Below are 18,787 nucleotides of genomic sequence, written 5' to 3'. Positions count from 1 at the left end.
CAGATTATTAATTGCTCACCCTACTAAAAAATAGCGCGAATATGCGTGAAATTCTATCGATTTAAACAAATTAGTCAAATACTTGTTGCACAGATGGCTAGGTGTTTAAATGTTTTGACTTCTTAAGTTGAATGAATTACTGTTTTAGACGTCTAAACATCTAAATAAAGCAGGTAATAAATATGAGTGAAAAAAATAAAGCGACAATTGCAGTTCGCAGTGGTGTCGATGCTGATAAGCACCATGGCGCGGTTGTGCCTCCGCTGTATTTATCAACCACTTATTCGTTTGCCGACTTTGATACAAAACGTCAATATGACTATGGCCGCAGTGGTAATCCAAATCGTGATACTTTAGCCCAAGCACTCAGCGAACTCGAAGGTGGTGCTCGCGGCATTATTACTGCAACAGGAATGGCTGCCGTACATTTAGCCACTCAGCTGCTTAATAGTGACGATACGTTAGTGATCCCCCATGATTGTTATGGCGGCAGCTATCGCTTATTTACCTCATTACAAAAGCGCGGCCTATTAAAACTCGAAGTGTTAGATTTAACTAAACCAGAAAGTTTGCAGCAAATTTTAGTAATCAAACCTAAGTTAATTTGGATAGAAACCCCTAGTAACCCTATTTTACGTTTAACTGATATTAAAGCAGTAACCGATATTGCGAAACAATGCGGTGCTTTGGTAGCCGCAGATAACACTTTTTTATCGCCTGCATTACAAAACCCGATTAAATTTGGCGTTGATATTGTGGTGCACTCAACCACTAAGTACATAAATGGCCACTCAGACGTGGTTGGCGGTGCGGTTATTGCTGCAACTGACGAACTAGGTGAAGAACTGGCTTGGTGGGCAAATAATATTGGTATAACGGGGGCACCGTTTGATAGTTACTTAACTTTGCGTGGCTTGCGTACTTTAAATGTACGCTTACGACAGCATCAAGAAAATGCCTTAGCTATTGCTAAGTACCTTGAAAGCTCAAAATTTGTTAGCCAAGTATATTACCCGGGGCTAGAGTCGCATCCACAACATGAATTGGCTAAAGCACAGCAACTTGGTTTTGGTGGCATGGTTAGTTTTGACATTAAAGGCGATGTGAATGACGCAGCTGCATTTTTAACAAACCTTAAAACATTTAGCTTAGCTGAATCTTTAGGTGGCGTAGAGAGCTTAATATGCCACCCAGCAACAATGACGCATGCAGGAATGGAAGCCGAGGCTCGTTTAGCCGCTGGCGTTGGCGATACGCTTATTCGTGTGTCGGTAGGTATTGAAGATGTAGCAGATTTATTAGCAGACTTTGATCGGGTATTTAATTTAGTGCAACCAGGTCAGCACAATAACGCAGGTAAAGCAGGTGCTAGCGCAAGTAGTAATGTTAAATTGAGCGCTGCTCACCCGGCGTTGTGGTAATTAATATGACTAATAATATTCATAAGTTTGGTGGTTCGAGTTTAAGCTCAGCCGAGCGCTATAAAAGCGTTGCAAAAATAATTATAGGGCAAGCTCAGCCCGGTGATTGTGTAGTGGTATCGGCTGCAGGAAAAACCACAGATACATTAGTAAAACTGTGGCAAAGTTATCAGCAGCACGATACTCAAGCGCTCGCTGATATTGTATTGCAATTAAACAATCATCAAAGTGATTTAATAACGCAGCTACTGCAGGGCGATTTAAAGCGCAGCGCTTTAACCACTCTAAATGAAGAGCTAAGTTTAGTTGCTAAATTAGCGAGTACTGAGCAGTTGCAAGAAGCGGCGCTACTCGCCCATGGTGAGTTGTGGTCAGCTCGTTTGCTCGCTGCGTATTTACAGCAACTTAATGTTGCTGCATGCATGCAAGACGCAAGAGGCTTGTTTACGCTAAGTGATGGACAATTATTGCATAGCCAAAATACACAGCAGTGTAGTGAGCTTATTAGCCAGCACAAAATTAACGTGGTAACAGGGTTTATTGCGGCTAATACCCAAGGCGATACGGTCACTCTTGGTCGCAATGGTAGTGATTACAGTGCAACCTTATTGGCAAGTTATTGCAATGCTAAACAAGTATATATTTGGACCGATACACAAGGGATATTTAGTACCGACCCACGTAAAGTTAACAAGGCCATTAAATACGCTAAGGTATGTAGAGCGCAAGCTAACTTATTGGCAAGATTAGGTAACCCCGTTTTACACGCTAAAACATTATCGCCACTTAAAAATACCGATATAAAGCTTGCGGTGCGCAGTAGTTTTGACGTGCAAGCAAGCTCAACAAATGTAGTGAAAGAGGGCTGTGTAAAACAAAAACGCTTTATTACTACATTAGAAAATATAGATTTACTTAGTGTTGAAGGGCTAGTTGAGGGTGAGGTAACTCAGGTTAGCCAGCTTATTCAACATAGTTTGCATCATTTTAGTAGCGCGGGTGAAACTTACCTAATAGTACCGGCAGTAGCGACCCATCAAGTAGTTAGTTACTTTGCAGGAAGAGCCAATATTAGCGAGTCTAACCTACATGGTTGCGCGCTAGTTGCTCCTGAGCAAGATATAAACTTATTGAGTACTCAGGCACGCGAGTTGCTCAATTTGCATAATATTGAACCTCGCTTTGTGCATCAAGATAGTGGTTATGTATTGCTACTGACGGATCAGCTTATTGATAGTGATGTGCTTAATGTGCTGCACGATAAACTGATCACTAAAGGCCAAGAAATTGCCTTAATAGTGGCAGGGCTTGGTAACGTAGGGGATGTATTTGTTAGCCAACTATCGGCGCAGCTAGCACGTTTATCAACCGACTTTAATATTAAGTTAGTGGGATTAGCACGTTCGCAAAAACTGCTATTTAATCCCAGCGGCATAAATGTACAGCACTGGAAGAACCAATGGCAGTTAGAGGCTGTTGACTATAGCAGCCAAGATTTATTAACCGCTATTGGCCAGCTTGATTACGAGCATAAAGTGGTTATAGATATAACCGCCAGCGAGCAATTTAGTCAGTTATACCCAGATTTTGTTGCGCTTGATTGTCATTTAATTAGTGCTAATAAGTATGCTGGTACCGCGCCAACTCCTTGGTATAAAGCGTTGCAGCACAATATTGCGCAGCGCAATTTATATTGGCGCTATAACGCTAGTGTGGGTGCCGGTTTACCAATTAATTTTGCCCTTGCAGATTTACAAAACAGTGGCGATAAAATAACACGTATAGAAGGTGTTTTTTCGGGTACGTTATCGTGGTTATGTAGTATGTATAATGGCGCAACTGCATTTTCTGAGTTATTACTTGAAGCGCAACAAATGGGTTTTACTGAACCCGATCCGCGCGAAGATTTATCGGGGCGAGATATGCAGCGTAAGCTACTTATTTTAGCGCGAGAGTTAGGGGTTGAATTAGACCTTAACGACATTGCCTTAGCGCCGTTAATGCCCGATGAGCTAGCACTAGGTAGCTGGGATGACTTTTTAGCTAATAAACATAAGCTCGACACTTTTATTGAAGAGCATGCACGCAATGCAAAATTACAAAACGCGGTACTTCGTTATACAGGTTTACTGAGTATTGAGCACGATAGCGTAACGGCCAAAGTAGGGTTAGCGTATGTTACGCCCAATGACGCATTAGCAAACTTAACCCCGGGTGATAATATTTTTGTTATTAACAGCCAGTGGTACAGCAATAATGCCTTGATTATACAAGGCCCAGGTGCTGGTAAGGAAGTGACTGCAGCAGGCGTTCATTCTGACTTATATTGGCTGATAAAAAACTTAAAGTAATAATTAAATAAAACAAAAAACGGCAACCTAAGAAGGTTGCCGTTTTTTAGCGTAATTAACCATTTAGCTAATGAGAGATGTGCTTATGGTTAAAATAGCTCTTCTTCTGTTTTGGTGTTTTCTTCAAAAATATCGCTTGGCTGCGAAAGCACATAACTAGTTGGGGTAGTGCCTTTTTCAAAGTATTCAAAGCGGCTAGTATAATCATTTTTGTGGCTTAATAAGCCAGTCGCTAAATCAATACGAATAGAAACTAATCCTTCAGGTGGTTCAATTGGCGCTTCTGGTTGCCCATCAAGAGCTGCCCTCATAAATTCATTCCATGCCGGTTGAGCTGTTTTAGCGCCCGATTCAGCCCCTGTTATTTGACCACTATCAAGGTTGTTGTTATAAGCAGAACGACCTAGAGTATTGCCAGGGTTGTCAAAGCCAACCCATACTGAGGTGAGTACATTGCGGTTAAAACCACTAAACCAAGTGTCAACAGAATCGTTTGTGGTACCTGTTTTACCCGATAAATCACGACGCCCTAAACGCTGTGCTCGCCATGCAGTCCCCGTCCAGCCTGTTTTATTGCTCCAGCTTCCGCCGCCCCAAATTGCGCTGTTCATAGCGTCTGCAATTAAAAAAGCATTTTGTTTAGAAATAATACGTGGGGCACATTGCACTGTTTGCTGCGCTTTTTCACCTTGCTCAGTATTTTCTATCGTTAGGCTGCTGTTATTTTCGATAGCGAGGGGCTGCGTGTTCTCATCGCAGGCTAGGGCTGGGTTTGCTTTAAATAACACTGTACCAAAGGCATCTTGAATTTCAGATATAAAATACGGTTCTATTAAATGCCCGCCATTAGCAAACGCGCTCATACCACGAGCAAGTTCTAATGGAGAAATGGAAGCACTACCAAGCGCTAAGGATTCACTGCGGTTAATGTCTTTATTATCAAAACCAAATTTAAGTAAATGATCGGCAGTACGTTGCAAGCCTACACCACGTAGAAGACGAACCGAAATAACGTTTTTAGATTGCGCCAATGCGCGGCGAATACGAATTGGGCCATTATAAACTGCAGGGCTGTTTTTTGGGCGCCATGCAATACCTTGGCTTTTATCCCATTGATTAATTGGAGCGTCGTTTAAAATGGATGCTAAAGTGTAGCCTTTTTCCAGAGCTGCAGAGTAAATAAAGGGTTTAATGTTTGAGCCGACTTGGCGTTTAGCTTGCACTGCACGGTTGTACTGGCTTTGCTCAAAACTATAACCACCAACAATTGCTTTAATACGGCCATCTTGAGGGTCTAAAGACACAATGGCACTAGAGGCTTCAGGAATTTGACTCAATAAATAATTATTATCGTCGTTTTTACGTAGCCATATTTGTGCACCTGGTACTAATATTTCAGTTGCAGCTTTAGGAGCAAAACTTTGGCGGTAACGCGTAATATATTTACGTGCCCACTTTAAGTTATCCCATGTAAGTGTTGCCAGTTCACCATTTTTTAGTAAAACGTCGGCTGTTTTTTCGTTAACCGCCAATACCACTGCTGCTTGTAAGTCGCCAAGCTGTTTTACGTCTTTTAGCTGGTTAAGAATTTGTGCTTGGCTTAATGCTGGTTGTGTTTGCGCATCCCATAATAAACGCTCTGGACCTCTAAAACCGTGGCGCATATCGTAACTATGTAAGTTATTTACTAAAGCCGTTTGCGCAGCTTGTTGAACGTGGGATTCTACCGAGGTAAATATTTTAAAGCCAGAGTTGTACGCTTTATCAATACCGTATTTAGCAACCATTTCTGCACGCACCATTTCAGATATATAAGGTGCGTATAAATCTATTTCAGCGCCATGAAAAACGGCCGTTATAGGTTGATTAATAGTCTCTTCATATTCGCTTTGGGTTATATAACGTTCAGACAACATTCTACCAAGTACGACATTACGACGCGCTTTAGCACGCACTGGATTGCGAATAGGATTAAGCGCTGAAGGTGCTTTTGGCAGGCCGGCAATCATTGCCATTTGCGCAAGGGTTAAGTCTTTTAGTTCTTTACCGTAATAAACTTGCGCTGCTGCACCAATACCAAACGCCCTATTACCTAATTCAATTTTATTTAAATACAGCTCAAGAATTTCGTTTTTGCTTAATAAGTTTTCAATATGTATCGCGATAAAAATTTCTTTTACTTTACGAATGTAGGCTTTTTCGCGGGTTAAGAAAAAATTACGTGCTAGCTGCATAGTAATAGTACTAGCGCCTTGTTTTTTCTCTCCGGTAGATATAAGTACAAGCGCAGAGCGCACTATACCTATTGGGTCAATACCAAGGTGATCATAAAAGCGGCTGTCTTCGGTGGCTAAAAATGCATTAATGAGGGGTTGTGGTATTTGGTCTATTGTGACCGGAATTCGTCGTTTTTCACCAAATTGATTGATCAACAGACCATCTTTAGTGAATACTTGCATAGGAGTTTGTAATTGCACGTCTTTTAAAACTTGCACACTTGGGATATCAGGTTTAACGTAATAATAAAGGCTGAACAAAGTGATCAGTCCAAATAATGTGCAAATGATAAAAAATTGTAAAGTTCTTTTTAATAAAATCACTGATATTTCCCTAAATGGACTCCCAATTACAAGTTGAGGCTGCTAGTATATATTGATTAAAAAATGAATAGTATTTTTTCAGATAAGAATTATAACTTGTTTATTATTAAAACAAAGGCAAAGTTGCAAACATGCTAAGTCAACTATTTAAAAAGCCATCGCCGATGATGGTAGGCATTGATATAGGATCGCACTCTATCAAAGCTGTACTGTTAAGTGAAACAGACACTGGGCTTCGATTAGAAGCACTTGCAATTGAACCTATGCCAAAAGGCGCCATGAGTGAGCGTACTATTCAAGATATTGAAGCAATTGGTAATGTAATAACTAAATTAAAACGAAAATTACCTAAATCACTAAAAGAAGCTGCGGTGGCTGTTTCAGGCCAGACCGTGATCACCAAGGTGATTTTCATGGATGTCACCTTAAGTGACGCTGAATTAGAATCGCAAATTGAAATTGAAGCAGACAGCTTAATTCCTTATCCATTAGATGAAGTTAATCTTGATTTTGAAAAGCTATCAACCAATGCCGCCGATCCTAGTAAAATGAATGTATTGCTTTCGGCTGCGCGTACTGAAAGCGTTGAAGCACGTGTTGGCGCGTTAGAAGCGGCTAACTTAGTTGCTAAAGTGGTTGACGTAGAAAGCTACGCATTAAGCCGAGCAATGGATGTGTACTATCAACAGTTACCAAGTGATGCATTTAATAAGTGCGTTGCAATTGTCGATATTGGCGCGGTATTAACACTCGTAAGTGTAGTGCAAGCGGGTGATACAATTTATACCCGCGACCAAGTGTTTGGTGGCGATCAATACACTAATAGTATTGTTACTTATTATAATAAAGGCTTTGATGAAGCTGAAATTGGTAAAGCAACCGGCGACTTACCGCCAAATTATACCTTTGAAGTACTTGCACCTTTTCAAACAGCCTTGCTACAACAAGTGCGCCGCGCGGTGCAAATGTTTTTAACCACCACGGGCAAAGATCAGCTAGATTATATTGTATTAACCGGTGGTACAGCTATGATTAGCGGTTTTGAGCGCTTATTAGTCGAAGAGTTAGGTATACACACAATTGTAGCCGAGCCATTTGTAAATATGGAAATATCTCCTAGAGTTGACCGTAATGTATTACAGCGTCATCGCACGCAATTTGCTATTGCAACAGGACTCGCTTTGAGGAGCTTTTCATCATGCCACATATAAATTTACTGCCTTGGCGTGAACAACAGCGTGAAGACTCAAAAAAGAAGTTTATTACTTCATTAATTGCAGTTGTTGTTTTGTGTTTTTTGAGTATGTATTTATTGAGCTCATTTTATGGCGCTTTAAAAGAGGGTCAAAATCTAAAAAACAATTACCTTAGTGCAGAAATAAGTATGCTAGATAAAGAAATAAGAGACATTAGAGAGCTAGATAAGAAAAAAGAAAACCTGCAGCAGCGTATGCGCTTAATTGAAAACCTGCAAAGGAGTCGTAATTTAGGCACGCAAATTATGGATGAAGTCGCAAAAATAGTTCCTGCAGGGGTTTATTTAACTAAGCTAGAGCGACGCGGTAATCAAATTCATGTACTTGGAAAAAGCGAATCAAATAATCGCCTTTCAACCTTGCTACGCGAAGTGCAAAGTTCTTATTTATTAGAGCGCCCAGTAATGCAAGGTATTGTTGCTGGCGATAAATCGTCGCGTTTGTTGAGTGATTTTAATATGGAGTTTTATGTAAAACCATTCGATAAAATTGGCGAGGTACATGATGAACCTTGATTTTAAAGCATTTAAAGATATAGATTGGAATGAAATAGAACTTGATAATATAGGTGAATGGCCGGTTGTTGTTAGGGTTATTTGCGGTGCTTTTATTGCGGGTTTAGTGTTGTTTTTTAGCTATAGCTTATTAGTTTCAGATGAAATAGACAGTTATCACAACGCGGTAGCCACAGAGGTGGAGCTGCGCACTACTTATCGCACCAAATATGCGGTAGCCAGTAAACTAGATATTTATCGACTGCAAATGATTGAAATGGAAGATAAGTTTTCTCAGCTATTAAAACGCCTACCAACCTCTAATGAAACCCCAGGCTTATTAGATGACTTATCTTATGTGGGTACTACCAGTGGCTTAACCTTTTTAAAAATTGGTTGGTTGCCTGAAGTTGAAAAAGAATTTTATACCGAACTGCCAATAAAAATAGAAGTGGTAGGGACCTACCATGAATTTGGTCAGTTTGTAGGTAAAGTGGCTCAATTACCGCGAATTGTTAGTTTACATGACTTTTCTATTTTATCATCTGGAGAAAAGCAGTTAACATTTAGTGTGATTGCAAAAACTTATCGCTACGAAGAGGGGGCTAAATAATGAATAAACTCCCTTTAGTGGCTATTTTTACAACGTTATTGAGTGGCTGTAATAGTGACACTTCTGAACAAAAAGAATTTATTGATCAGGTAAAAGCAAGTACAACCCCCAGAGTGGAGAAAATACCAGAGCTCATTCAGTTTGAGTATTTTGAATACAATGCAGGTCAATTGCGCAGCCCATTTGTAGCTCCACAACCTGAAATTATACAAAATAAGTTAACGCAAATTAAAAATTGTTTGCACCCAGATCCAGATAGAGTTCGTGAGCCATTAGAAAAATATCCGCTAGATAACCTAGCGATGAAAGGCACGCTAGGTTCTAATAGCCAAACATGGGCACTTATTACTGCTGCTGATGCAACGCTGCATAGAGTAACCGTAGGGAGTTACTTGGGCACTTACGACGGAAAAGTAAAAAAAGTGAGTAGTGACTATATTGAGTTAATAGAATTAATCCCTGATGGATCTGGCTGTTGGAAAGAGCGTCAGACTAAATTAGAAATGTTAGAGGCGACAATTGATGGCGCAAATTAATAACAAAAAAGGTCATACAAATATGTATAAGGATGTAGGTTCGCTTCATCGTGTATTGTCAGCTTTATTAGTGATTTTTGCACTATTAATAGCTAAAACTGCGGTAGCTGAGCCGCTACTTTATGACGTGCGCTATAATCCATTATTAAAAGGCGAAACCGAACTACAGCTGGTATTTGATGAAGAATTAACCCAGCAACCAAGTATTCAAGTGTTCAATAGCCCAGCGCGTATAGAAATGCTGTTTACCAATGCACAGTTAGATCAAGGGTTAGCCGATGTTGCTGTTAATTTGGCTGGAATAAATAATGTAACCAGCGTAATGACAAGTAACGGTTTAAAAGTAACGGTACATCTTGAGCGTTTGAAAATTTATGAAACCCAGGTTAATAATAATCTGGTCTCGCTGCGTATCTCTGATAATCCATTAACCGAGCAAGCGCTAACGACTGATGATGCTGCAGATAGCATTGGCGGTAGTTACATTAATCGTATTCAATCTATTGATTTTCGCCGTGGTGAAAAGGGCGAAGCTAAAGTATTGGTATTTTTGCAAGATACTCAAGCCGCAATAGAAGTACATGAAAGTGGCGGTAAAATTATTGCAGAGTTTCATCACACTGATATTTTAGATGATTTATTATACGAATTAGATGTACTTGATTTTGGTACTATCGTAAGCAATATAGAAACCTTTAAAGAAGATAACCTGAGCCGAATTGTTATTGAGCCAAACGCAGCATTTACGTTTACTTATCAGCAAATAGATAATATTTTTACCTTAAATGTTGAGAAAGACGAAACCCAAAATGCTTACCTTGATGGTGGTAAAGAATATCAAGGTCGACCAATGACCCTGAACTTTCAAGACATTTCGGTACGTGCAGTCTTGCAAATTATAGCCGGATACAACGACTTTAACTTAGTAACCAGTGATTCTGTAACGGGCAATATAACGCTACGTTTAGATGGCGTGCCATGGGATCAAGCGCTTGATGTGGTACTCAGAATAAAAGGTCTTGATAAGCGTATGGATGGCTCTATTTTAATGGTAGCCCCATCAGAAGAGCTTGCAGCACGTGAAGCAAAAGACTTAAAAGCAAAGCAACAAGTAGAAGATTTAGAGCCTTTGTACAGCGAGTACATTCGCTTAAATTATGCAAAGGCCGAAGATTTTGCAGATTTACTAAAAACGGACACTAACAGCATTATAACCCCAAGAGGGAGTGTGTCGGTTGATCAGCGTACCAATACATTATTAATGAAAGATACGGCAAAAAGTATCGAAAGCGTACGCCGCATGGTCGAAACGCTAGATATACCCGTAAAGCAGGTTGTAATTGAAGCGCGCATGGTAACCGTACGCGACAACGTTACAGAAGATTTAGGGGTACGTTGGGGCTTTAGTGATCAGCAGGGAACCGATGGTATTTCAGGCACCCTAGAGGGGGCTGAAAACATCTCTAATGGTAATATTCCAAGCTTGTCTGATAGATTAAATGTAAACCTGCCGGTTGCCAATCCTTCAGCTAGCATAGGTATGCATATTGCTAAACTAGCTAATGGTACGTTAATTGATTTAGAGCTAACTGCGCTTGAAGAAGAAAATAAAGGTGAAATTATTGCTAGTCCGCGAATTACTGCGGCTAACCAGCAAAAGGCGAGGATTGAACAAGGTACCGAAATACCTTATGTTGAATCAGCCTCTAGTGGTGCGACAACAGTAAGCTTTAAAAAAGCAGTACTTAGCTTAGAAGTAACACCGCATATAACACCTGATAACAAAGTTATTTTGAATTTAATTATCACTCAAGATACCCGAGGTGATACAGTACAGACCGGAACAGGCCCTGCGGTTGCAATTGATACGCAACAAATTGAAACGCAGGTACTGGTAGAAAATGGCCAAACAGTTGTTTTGGGTGGTATTTTTCAACAGCAAATTATTAATTCGACCAAAAAAGTTCCTTTATTGGGCGACATTCCATACATTGGAAGACTGTTTAAAAGTACCAGTGAGTTTAACGAAAAGCGTGAACTACTGATTTTCGTCACTCCTAAGATACAAGTTGATTAGGGCGTGATTATATTTGAATATTGATTTTGCAGCACTCTACTTAGTTTACTAAGTAGAGAATATGCAGTGTGGTTACTTCCCAAAATATGCGATAGCAGCATAAAACCAACATGCGCTGCCCTTCGGGTGCACTCTAGTGTTATTTTGCGCTTTACTGTGTGAGTTTTACATAACATTACGTAGTAAAGTTATCAGTAATTTGATAAATATAACTTTGGGTTGCACAAATTTTAACCATGAAAAATAAATACTCCCTAAAATAAGCTAATGTTTTGTTAACTAATGGATGATTATTTAGATTAATTGCTCGTTATATGGCTTTTTATGCTAATTGACTTGAAATACCCAACCGATTACTGAGATAATCCTCTCCTTAATTTTGGGGCCAGGTCGTTAGGCGGGGTTTTATTTCAAATTTTAGAGTTCGTTTGTACTAAAAGATATGGCTGAGAAACGTAATATATTTCTAGTTGGCCCCATGGGGGCTGGCAAAAGTACGATTGGTCGTCACATCGCTGACCAATTACACCTTGAATTTGTTGATTCTGATCAAGAAATCGAACGCCGTACCGGTGCAGATATTGCCTGGGTGTTTGATCTTGAAGGTGAAGAAGGCTTTAGACTTCGTGAAGAATCTGTTATTGGCGATCTAACCGAAATGCAGGGTATTGTACTTGCAACCGGTGGTGGTTCAGTAATGAGTAAAGAAGTTAGAAACAAGCTTTCGGCTCGCGGTATTGTAGTATACCTAGAGACACCGATTGAAAAACAAGTTGCACGCACACAACGCGACAAGCGTCGCCCATTACTGCAAACAGAAGAAGCACCTCGTGATGTATTAGAACGTTTAGCAGAAGAACGCGAACCGTTATATAAAGAAGTGGCTGATTTTGTTGTACGCACTGATGAGCAAAGCGCTAAAGTTGTTGCTAACCAAATCATCGAGAAATTGGATTTTTAATTACTAATATTAAAGGAAATAGCTAAGCATGCTTGAATTATCTGTTAATTTAGACGAGCGAAGTTACCCTATTTATATTGGTCAATCTACACTTCAAGATAATGGCCGCCTAGTTCATCACATTGGTGATTGTCGGCCTATCATCATTACTAACGACACTATTGCGCCTTTGTATTTACAGGGCTTATTAGCGCAGTTAGCAACATTGAATCCACTGCACTTTATTATTCCTGATGGCGAGCAATATAAATCGCTTACCTGGTTTGAAAAAATATCGGCATTCTTACTCGAAAATAACTGTGGTCGTGACACCTGCTTAATTGCATTAGGTGGCGGCGTTGTTGGTGATTTAACTGGTTTTGTTGCTGCATGTTATCAGCGTGGCATTCCCTTTATTCAAATGCCAACGACACTATTATCACAAGTTGATTCGTCGGTAGGTGGAAAAACAGCGGTAAATCATCCACTAGGTAAAAATATGATTGGGGCATTTTATCAGCCACAAGCTGTTTTTATCGACACACAATCATTACATACTTTACCTGCGCGCGAGTTTGCAGCCGGTATGGCTGAAGTGATTAAATACGGTTTGATTTACGATACTGAGCTATTTGCTTACTTAGAGCAAAATGTTGAGCGTTTACAGCAATTAGATGAAGCCTGTTTACAGCATATAATTTATAGGTGCTGTGAAATTAAAGCGCTAATTGTAGCTCAAGACGAAAAAGAGCAAGGCCTAAGAGCACTATTAAACTTAGGTCATACCTTTGCGCACGCAATTGAAGCGCAAATGGGGTACGGTGTTTGGCTACATGGCGAAGCAGTAGCAACAGGTATGGTACTTGCTGCAAAACTAGCATATACACGCCAAGATTTAACCGCTGAGGACGTTACTCGTATCTCTGGTTTAATTGCGCAATATAGCTTACCCACGCAGATCCCGCCGGTAATGACCAGCGAGCATTTTTTGCAGCATATGCGTAAAGACAAAAAGAATAAAAAGGGTACTATCCGCTTTATTCTGCCCACCCAATTTGGACAATGTGCATTAGTGGATGATGTTTCAGATGACCAAGTTCGAGCGTTAATCGAGCAATAATGCAGCCACAAATTTTACCAAGCCGTGCGGCATTGGTGGATAGAATCGCACTGCAATTTGAGTACGGACAAAACCTGATTGTTTTACTAGGCACCTCTGGCCTAGGTAAAAGCTACCTACTCGAAACTTTTATTACTGATAAATATAACGATTTTAATAAAGCATTTGTGCAAGTAACAGCGCAAATGACAGACATTCAATTAATGAGCGAGCTATTAGAGCAAAGCTTTAATGCACCTTTAATTGATCATAGCTTGAGCCTATCCGAAAACTTTTATCAATTATTACAACAGCAAGCTTGTGGCCCTTGTTTATGGGTGCTAGATAACGCCAGGCACTTATCAGAAGAATTACAGGTAGAGTTAGAACTACTGGCTAAAAACTCCCCCAGTACGCTTTATATTATGCTTGCTGCGCAGTCAAAACTGGCCTTTGCAGCGGCAATAAACATTCACTTAGAGCCATTAAACCAAAGTGAAAGTAAGCAGTTAATGCGTTGGTATTTTAGCGACCTGCCTTATGATGAAGACCCAGTTTACCAAGCTTTTATAGCCGCGGCACAGGGTAATCCCAATTTATTACTGAGCTGGCAAGCAACAGAACACATAGCGGATGTTGTTGTAAAAGATAAAGTATCTTGGCGTTTGCATTTATTAATTTTGATGTTAATTATTCTGTTTTTAATAATTGGCTTGTTATATAAATCAGACATGACCCAATGGTGGCAACAATATTATCAGCAAGCTGAGCCTGAAGTGCTCACAACGGCAATTTCGGTTAAGCAAATACAGCAGCCATTAGCGATAGCTAGCGACAATAGCGCTATTGCAGCGTCACCTAACTTACCTGCAAGCACAGTTGAGCTACAAACACCGCATAATAATGTGCCTGCAATTATGCAAAGTCTGACTGCGAAGCAAACAACTCCCAGCTCTAAAAATACACCATCGGTAGAGCCAAAGATATTAGCAACGCAGCCACACAGTAATATTTCAGCTCAGGTTGAGAGCAAAATACTCACAGGTAATGCATGGTACTTACAACAGCCCGACACAAATACAGTTATTCAATTATTAGCGATTACTCAGCAACAAGTCAGTGCTGAATTTATTAGCCAGCATAAACTACAAAAAGTAGCGCATACCTATCAAACTAAAAGAAATAATAAAACTTGGTGGGTGGTAACTGTAGGTAGTTTTACTAATATGGATGCTGCAAAGTTAGCTATGAGCGCTTTGCCTGCAGAGGCTAAAATAAATAAGCCTTTCTATAAAAAAATAAGCAAAATAAAACAAGAAATTGTATTAGTTGATCAGTAAACTAAGCAACTTTAGTGTAAAATCGCGCAACACCAGATTGAAGTAAAGAGCCAATGCAGCAAAAGAGTAGAGCCTTCCTTAAATGGGCTGGCGGAAAATACAGTCTAGTTGAAGATATTAACGCGCGACTAAAGCAAGCTAGCCAGCAGGCTGATACTTTGGTTGAACCTTTTGTTGGTGCCGGCTCAGTGTTTTTAAATAGCGATTTTAAACACTACATTCTTAATGATATTAATGCCGATTTAATTAATTTATACAAAGAACTTAAAAACTCGCCCGATGAGTTTATAAGTGATGCTAAAAAGCTGTTTGTGGATTTAAATAATCATCCCGACGCTTACTACGAATACCGCGTGCAATTTAATCAAAGTAGCGATATATACGAACGCGCAATGCTGTTTTTATATATGAATAGACATGGTTATAACGGGCTTTGTAGGTATAACTTAAAGGGTATTTTTAATGTACCTTTTGGTAAATACAAAAAGCCTTATTTTCCCGAAAAAGAAATGTACTTTTTTGCTAAAAAAGCGCAACAGGCTACGTTTACCTGCCTTGATTACGATGACATTTTTAAACTAGTACCTAAAAATGCAGTTATTTATTGTGATCCACCGTATGTGCCTTTAAGTAAAACAGCCTCGTTTACCTCGTATGCTAAGGGCGGTTTTAATTTAGATGATCAAGCAAATTTAGCAAATTTAGCCGAGCAAGCGGCGTTTGAAAATGACACTCCAGTGCTTATCTCTAACCATGATACGGTATGGACGCGTAAAATTTATAGCCAAGCAACATTAGATCAAATTCAGGTAAAGCGCACTATTAGCCCCAAAGGTGGATCGCGTAATAAAGTGAGCGAACTAATGGCTATGTACTTAGCACCGAAACAACAATCGCGTAAATCGAAATAATAAAAACAATAAAAAGCATAATAGCTATTATGATAATGCTAACTGGCGAGTGGTGTTTAAAATCTGCGTGGCGTTTATGGTTAGATTGCACCCCAAAAAATGCAGCAAGTACACTTTGTAAGGCGCTAAAAAATTGTCGCATGTTTAAAATGATGGTTTTAAAGAGGGAAGCTTTTTAGAATCACCAGAGCTTGTAAGTAACTCTAATAAATCTAAATAATGAAACTGTGCACTGCGGCTATCGCCTGTTATCCATGAAGACCAAGACGATTCATCTACTATTTTAAGGCAAGCACTTACAGCTGTATCTGTAGAAGTTGTTTGTTTTTGCTGGCAATTGTTAATTGCCGTTAAATCTTGCTCAGAACTTGAGATAAAATTTAACGCTCCAACAAACAAAAATGCTGACGCCATTAATATCCCTGTTTTAAAAGCACGCATGATTTAAACCTAATAATTTGATCCTTTTTTAAGCATAACAAAAATTGCTTAAATAACAAACTTAAATTTTAGCATTAGCCTCTAAAGTCGAATAAAAATAAAGGCTTATCAATAATCTTTATTTTTATTAAGCCATTATATTTGTCGCGATTACTTGGGTAACATCATTAATTAAGTTACATTAACGCAATATATTATTCATTGTCGGATTAACTATGTTGAACCCAGAAAAAAAATACTTAATAGCCCCTTCTATTTTATCTGCTGATTTCGCTAAACTAGGTGAAGATGTTGATAGTGTACTTGCTGCGGGTGCCGATGTGGTTCACTTTGACGTGATGGATAATCACTATGTGCCTAACTTAACCATTGGCCCTATGGTGTGTAAAGCGCTTAGAAATTACGGTATTAAAGCGCCTATTGATGTGCATTTAATGGTTAAACCGGTTGATAGCCTTATTCCTCAGTTTGCCGAGGCAGGCGCTTCAATTATTACTTTTCATCCAGAAGCCAGTGAGCATATTGACCGCACATTACAATTAATAAAAGATCATGGCTGCCAAGCTGGTTTAGTGTTTAATCCAGGCACTAGCTTGAGCTTTCTTGATCATGTGATGGATAAAATTGATGTTATTTTAATAATGTCGGTTAATCCAGGGTTTGGTGGGCAAAGCTTTATTGCGCATACTTTAGAAAAACTACGCCAAGCAAAACAACGTATTGTAGAATCGGGTCGCAATATACGCTTAGAAGTTGATGGCGGAATAAAAGTCGATAACATTGCCGCTGCTGCAGAGGCGGGTGCTGATATGTTTGTAGCGGGTTCAGCCATTTTTAACCAGCCAAATTACCAAGAAGTTATCGATCAAATGCGTGAGCAATTAGGAAGTGTTAAATAATGAAGTACGACCTAGCCCTGTTTGATTTAGATGGCACCTTAGTAGATAGTGTATACGATTTATACATAGCACTTAATCTTACTTTGAGCGACTTAGCATTTCCGATTGTTAGCCAGCGCTTAGTAGAAAGCTGGGTTGGCAATGGTATAGAAGTATTAGTAAAACGCGCACTGAGTGGCGAAATGCAAATAAGTGAGCATTTAGATAAAGCACTTAGCGATAAAGCATTTACATTATTTTACCAACATTACGAACAGCAAGTAGGTGAATATAGCGTACTTTACCAACATGTTGAAACTGGGCTTGCTGCCCTACGTGGTATGCCCAAGGCATTGATCACTAATAAAGATCGTTTATTTACCGAAAAATTACTGGATAAGTTAGCCTTAACGAGTCATTTTGAGCTAATAATTTGTGGTGATGACATGGCTAAAAAGCCATCAGCAGAGCCGTTGTTATTTGCCTGTAATAAACTAAATGTTGAGCCCAGTAAAGCGATTATGATTGGCGACTCTAAAAGCGATATACTAGCTGCCAATGCAGCTAAAATTGACGTTATTGCACTGAGCTATGGTTATAATCAAGGTGAAAACCTTAAGGACTATAATCCACAGTACCTATGCGATAACTTCTTAGATATAATACCTGTTCTTACACAGCGCTAAGTGCTGTTAATTAAGCAAAATAAAGGAAAATCATGAGTAAACCAGTAGTTTTAAGTGGCGTGCAGCCAACCGGTGGTATGACAATAGGCAACTATGTTGGCGCTATTAACCAGTGGCTAAAGTTACAGGAAGACTATGATAGCTACTTTATGCTTGCAGATCTTCACGCAGTAACTGTGCGTCAAGACCCTGAATTACTTCGCTCGCGCGTTTTAGATGGTGTAGCGCTTTATACTGCTTGTGGTATTAACCCAGAAAAAGCCGCGTTATTTGTGCAATCGCAAGTACCAGAGCATGCACAACTTGCTTGGGTATTAAATTGTTATGCACAAATGGGCGAACTTAATCGTATGACCCAGTTTAAAGATAAGTCGGCAACGCACGCGCACAATATTAACGTGGGCTTATTTGCTTACCCAGTATTACAAGCGGCCGATATTTTATTATACCAAGCAGAGCAAGTGCCGGTAGGGGAAGATCAAAAGCAACACCTTGAACTAACCCGCGATATCGCAACACGTTTTAACAACCTGTATGGCGAGGTATTTAAAATACCTCAAGCGTATATTCCAGAGTTTGGTGCGCGAGTAATGAGCTTGCAGGATCCGCTGAAAAAAATGTCTAAGTCGGATGAAAATCTAAATGGTTTTATTATGATGTTAGATGAGCCAAAAAAGATTGAGAAAAAACTGAAAAAAGCAGTTACCGATTCAGACGAACAAGCGCGTATTTACTTTGACCGAGCTGAAAAGCCTGGAGTGTCAAATTTACTTACCTTGTTAAGTGTGGCAACTAAACGTTCAATTGAAGATTTAGTGCCAGAGTACGAAGACAAAATGTACGGCCATCTGAAAAAAGACACTGCAGATGCTGTAGTGGCAATGATTGAGCCAATTCAAGCGCGTTTTAAAGAGATCAGAGAAGATCAAACACTCCTTAATAACATCATGAAGCGTGGCGCAGAAAAAGCCAGCAGCCAAGCCGAAGGTACGTTAAAAGCTGTGTACGATGCACTTGGTTTTATTCCTCGCGGCTAAACCTTGCTAGTTAAAATGATCAATAAAAATGCCGCTTTATTTATAAAGCGGCATTTTTGTTTTATTAGTGTATTTGGCGGTTAATAAAAGAAGTTAACCACCAAATA

At 39.6% G+C, this 18,787-nt stretch carries 17 protein-coding genes; 14 read left to right on the top strand and 3 right to left on the bottom strand.

What is annotated here, in order from left to right; all coding sequences use genetic code 11:
• Positions 1-182 precede the first annotated feature (182 nt).
• Positions 183-1,421, top strand: a complete 1,239-nt coding sequence (gene metB / locus AAEZ18_RS04395; RefSeq protein ID WP_011329367.1) for a cystathionine gamma-synthase — start codon at positions 183-185, stop codon at positions 1,419-1,421.
• Between the two features lie 5 nt (positions 1,422-1,426).
• The gene (locus AAEZ18_RS04390; protein ID WP_086997288.1) at positions 1,427-3,772 is read left to right on the top strand and encodes a bifunctional aspartate kinase/homoserine dehydrogenase II; all 2,346 of its coding nucleotides are present in this window, start codon (positions 1,427-1,429) and stop codon (positions 3,770-3,772) included.
• Between the two features lie 89 nt (positions 3,773-3,861).
• Here AAEZ18_RS04390 and AAEZ18_RS04385 read toward each other — a convergent pair whose 3' ends face one another.
• Positions 3,862-6,372 carry a penicillin-binding protein 1A gene (locus AAEZ18_RS04385; RefSeq protein ID WP_011329365.1) on the bottom strand — a complete coding sequence of 837 codons (2,511 nt, stop codon included), beginning with the start codon at positions 6,370-6,372 and terminating at the stop codon, positions 3,862-3,864.
• Between the two features lie 131 nt (positions 6,373-6,503).
• On the opposite strand from AAEZ18_RS04385, the gene AAEZ18_RS04380 reads away from it, so the two are divergent.
• The 9 genes from AAEZ18_RS04380 to AAEZ18_RS04340 all read left to right on the top strand — a co-directional run bounded on the left by AAEZ18_RS04380 (position 6,504) and on the right by AAEZ18_RS04340 (position 15,638).
• Positions 6,504-7,583: a pilus assembly protein PilM gene (locus tag AAEZ18_RS04380; protein ID WP_011329364.1), complete on the top strand. Its 1,080-nt coding sequence runs from the start codon at positions 6,504-6,506 to the stop codon at positions 7,581-7,583.
• Positions 7,571-8,143 (top strand): PilN domain-containing protein, encoded by a 573-nt coding sequence (locus tag AAEZ18_RS04375; RefSeq protein WP_179808008.1) that lies wholly within the window; start codon positions 7,571-7,573, stop codon positions 8,141-8,143. Before AAEZ18_RS04380 ends, AAEZ18_RS04375 begins: the two co-directional genes overlap by 13 nt.
• Positions 8,133-8,735, top strand: coding sequence for a type IV pilus inner membrane component PilO (locus AAEZ18_RS04370; protein WP_179808011.1), 603 nt, complete (start codon positions 8,133-8,135; stop codon positions 8,733-8,735). Before AAEZ18_RS04375 ends, AAEZ18_RS04370 begins: the two co-directional genes overlap by 11 nt.
• Complete coding sequence (locus tag AAEZ18_RS04365; protein ID WP_179808009.1) at positions 8,735-9,271, top strand: pilus assembly protein PilP; 537 nt, start codon at positions 8,735-8,737, stop codon at positions 9,269-9,271. Before AAEZ18_RS04370 ends, AAEZ18_RS04365 begins: the two co-directional genes overlap by 1 nt.
• Complete coding sequence (locus AAEZ18_RS04360; protein WP_089368803.1) at positions 9,258-11,348, top strand: type IV pilus secretin PilQ; 2,091 nt, start codon at positions 9,258-9,260, stop codon at positions 11,346-11,348. Before AAEZ18_RS04365 ends, AAEZ18_RS04360 begins: the two co-directional genes overlap by 14 nt.
• A gap of 442 nt (positions 11,349-11,790) precedes the next feature.
• Positions 11,791-12,309, top strand: coding sequence for a shikimate kinase AroK (aroK, locus tag AAEZ18_RS04355; RefSeq protein ID WP_008466255.1), 519 nt, complete (start codon positions 11,791-11,793; stop codon positions 12,307-12,309).
• Between the two features lie 28 nt (positions 12,310-12,337).
• Entirely contained in the window at positions 12,338-13,408 is a 1,071-nt protein-coding gene (gene aroB, locus AAEZ18_RS04350; protein WP_089368802.1) for a 3-dehydroquinate synthase, read from the top strand.
• Positions 13,408-14,727, top strand: coding sequence for an AAA family ATPase (locus AAEZ18_RS04345; protein WP_350550007.1), 1,320 nt, complete (start codon positions 13,408-13,410; stop codon positions 14,725-14,727). Before aroB ends, AAEZ18_RS04345 begins: the two co-directional genes overlap by 1 nt.
• 53 nt (positions 14,728-14,780) lie before the next feature.
• On the top strand, positions 14,781-15,638 hold the full coding sequence (locus AAEZ18_RS04340) for a Dam family site-specific DNA-(adenine-N6)-methyltransferase (RefSeq protein ID WP_011329357.1): 858 nt from the start codon (positions 14,781-14,783) through the stop codon (positions 15,636-15,638).
• Here AAEZ18_RS04340 and AAEZ18_RS04335 read toward each other — a convergent pair.
• The gene (locus AAEZ18_RS04335) at positions 15,595-15,780 is read right to left on the bottom strand and encodes a DUF2970 domain-containing protein (RefSeq protein WP_041454590.1); all 186 of its coding nucleotides are present in this window, start codon (positions 15,778-15,780) and stop codon (positions 15,595-15,597) included. The genes AAEZ18_RS04340 and AAEZ18_RS04335 overlap by 44 nt on opposite strands.
• A 2-nt stretch (positions 15,781-15,782) precedes the next feature.
• Positions 15,783-16,079 (bottom strand): hypothetical protein, encoded by a 297-nt coding sequence (locus AAEZ18_RS04330; RefSeq protein ID WP_182683870.1) that lies wholly within the window; start codon positions 16,077-16,079, stop codon positions 15,783-15,785.
• A 215-nt stretch (positions 16,080-16,294) separates the two neighbouring features.
• Between AAEZ18_RS04330 and rpe the strand changes: the two genes are divergently transcribed.
• The 3 genes from rpe to trpS are packed head-to-tail and all read left to right on the top strand — an operon-like array spanning position 16,295 to position 18,680.
• Positions 16,295-16,978, top strand: coding sequence for a ribulose-phosphate 3-epimerase (gene rpe, locus AAEZ18_RS04325; RefSeq protein ID WP_089368799.1), 684 nt, complete (start codon positions 16,295-16,297; stop codon positions 16,976-16,978).
• The gene (locus tag AAEZ18_RS04320) at positions 16,978-17,643 is read left to right on the top strand and encodes a phosphoglycolate phosphatase (protein ID WP_011329354.1); all 666 of its coding nucleotides are present in this window, start codon (positions 16,978-16,980) and stop codon (positions 17,641-17,643) included. The genes rpe and AAEZ18_RS04320 overlap by 1 nt, the downstream gene beginning before the upstream one ends.
• Before the next feature lie 32 nt (positions 17,644-17,675).
• The gene (trpS, locus tag AAEZ18_RS04315) at positions 17,676-18,680 is read left to right on the top strand and encodes a tryptophan--tRNA ligase (protein ID WP_011329353.1); all 1,005 of its coding nucleotides are present in this window, start codon (positions 17,676-17,678) and stop codon (positions 18,678-18,680) included.
• Positions 18,681-18,787: the final 107 nt, after the last annotated feature.

Origin of the sequence: Pseudoalteromonas sp. 19-MNA-CIBAN-0066 (assembly GCF_040308705.1) — a bacterium.
In the GTDB taxonomy this organism is placed as follows: Bacteria; Pseudomonadota; Gammaproteobacteria; order Enterobacterales; family Alteromonadaceae; genus Pseudoalteromonas; species Pseudoalteromonas nigrifaciens.
Note: the sequence above shows the minus strand (reverse complement) of the source record. Positions and strands in the feature narration are given on the sequence as shown.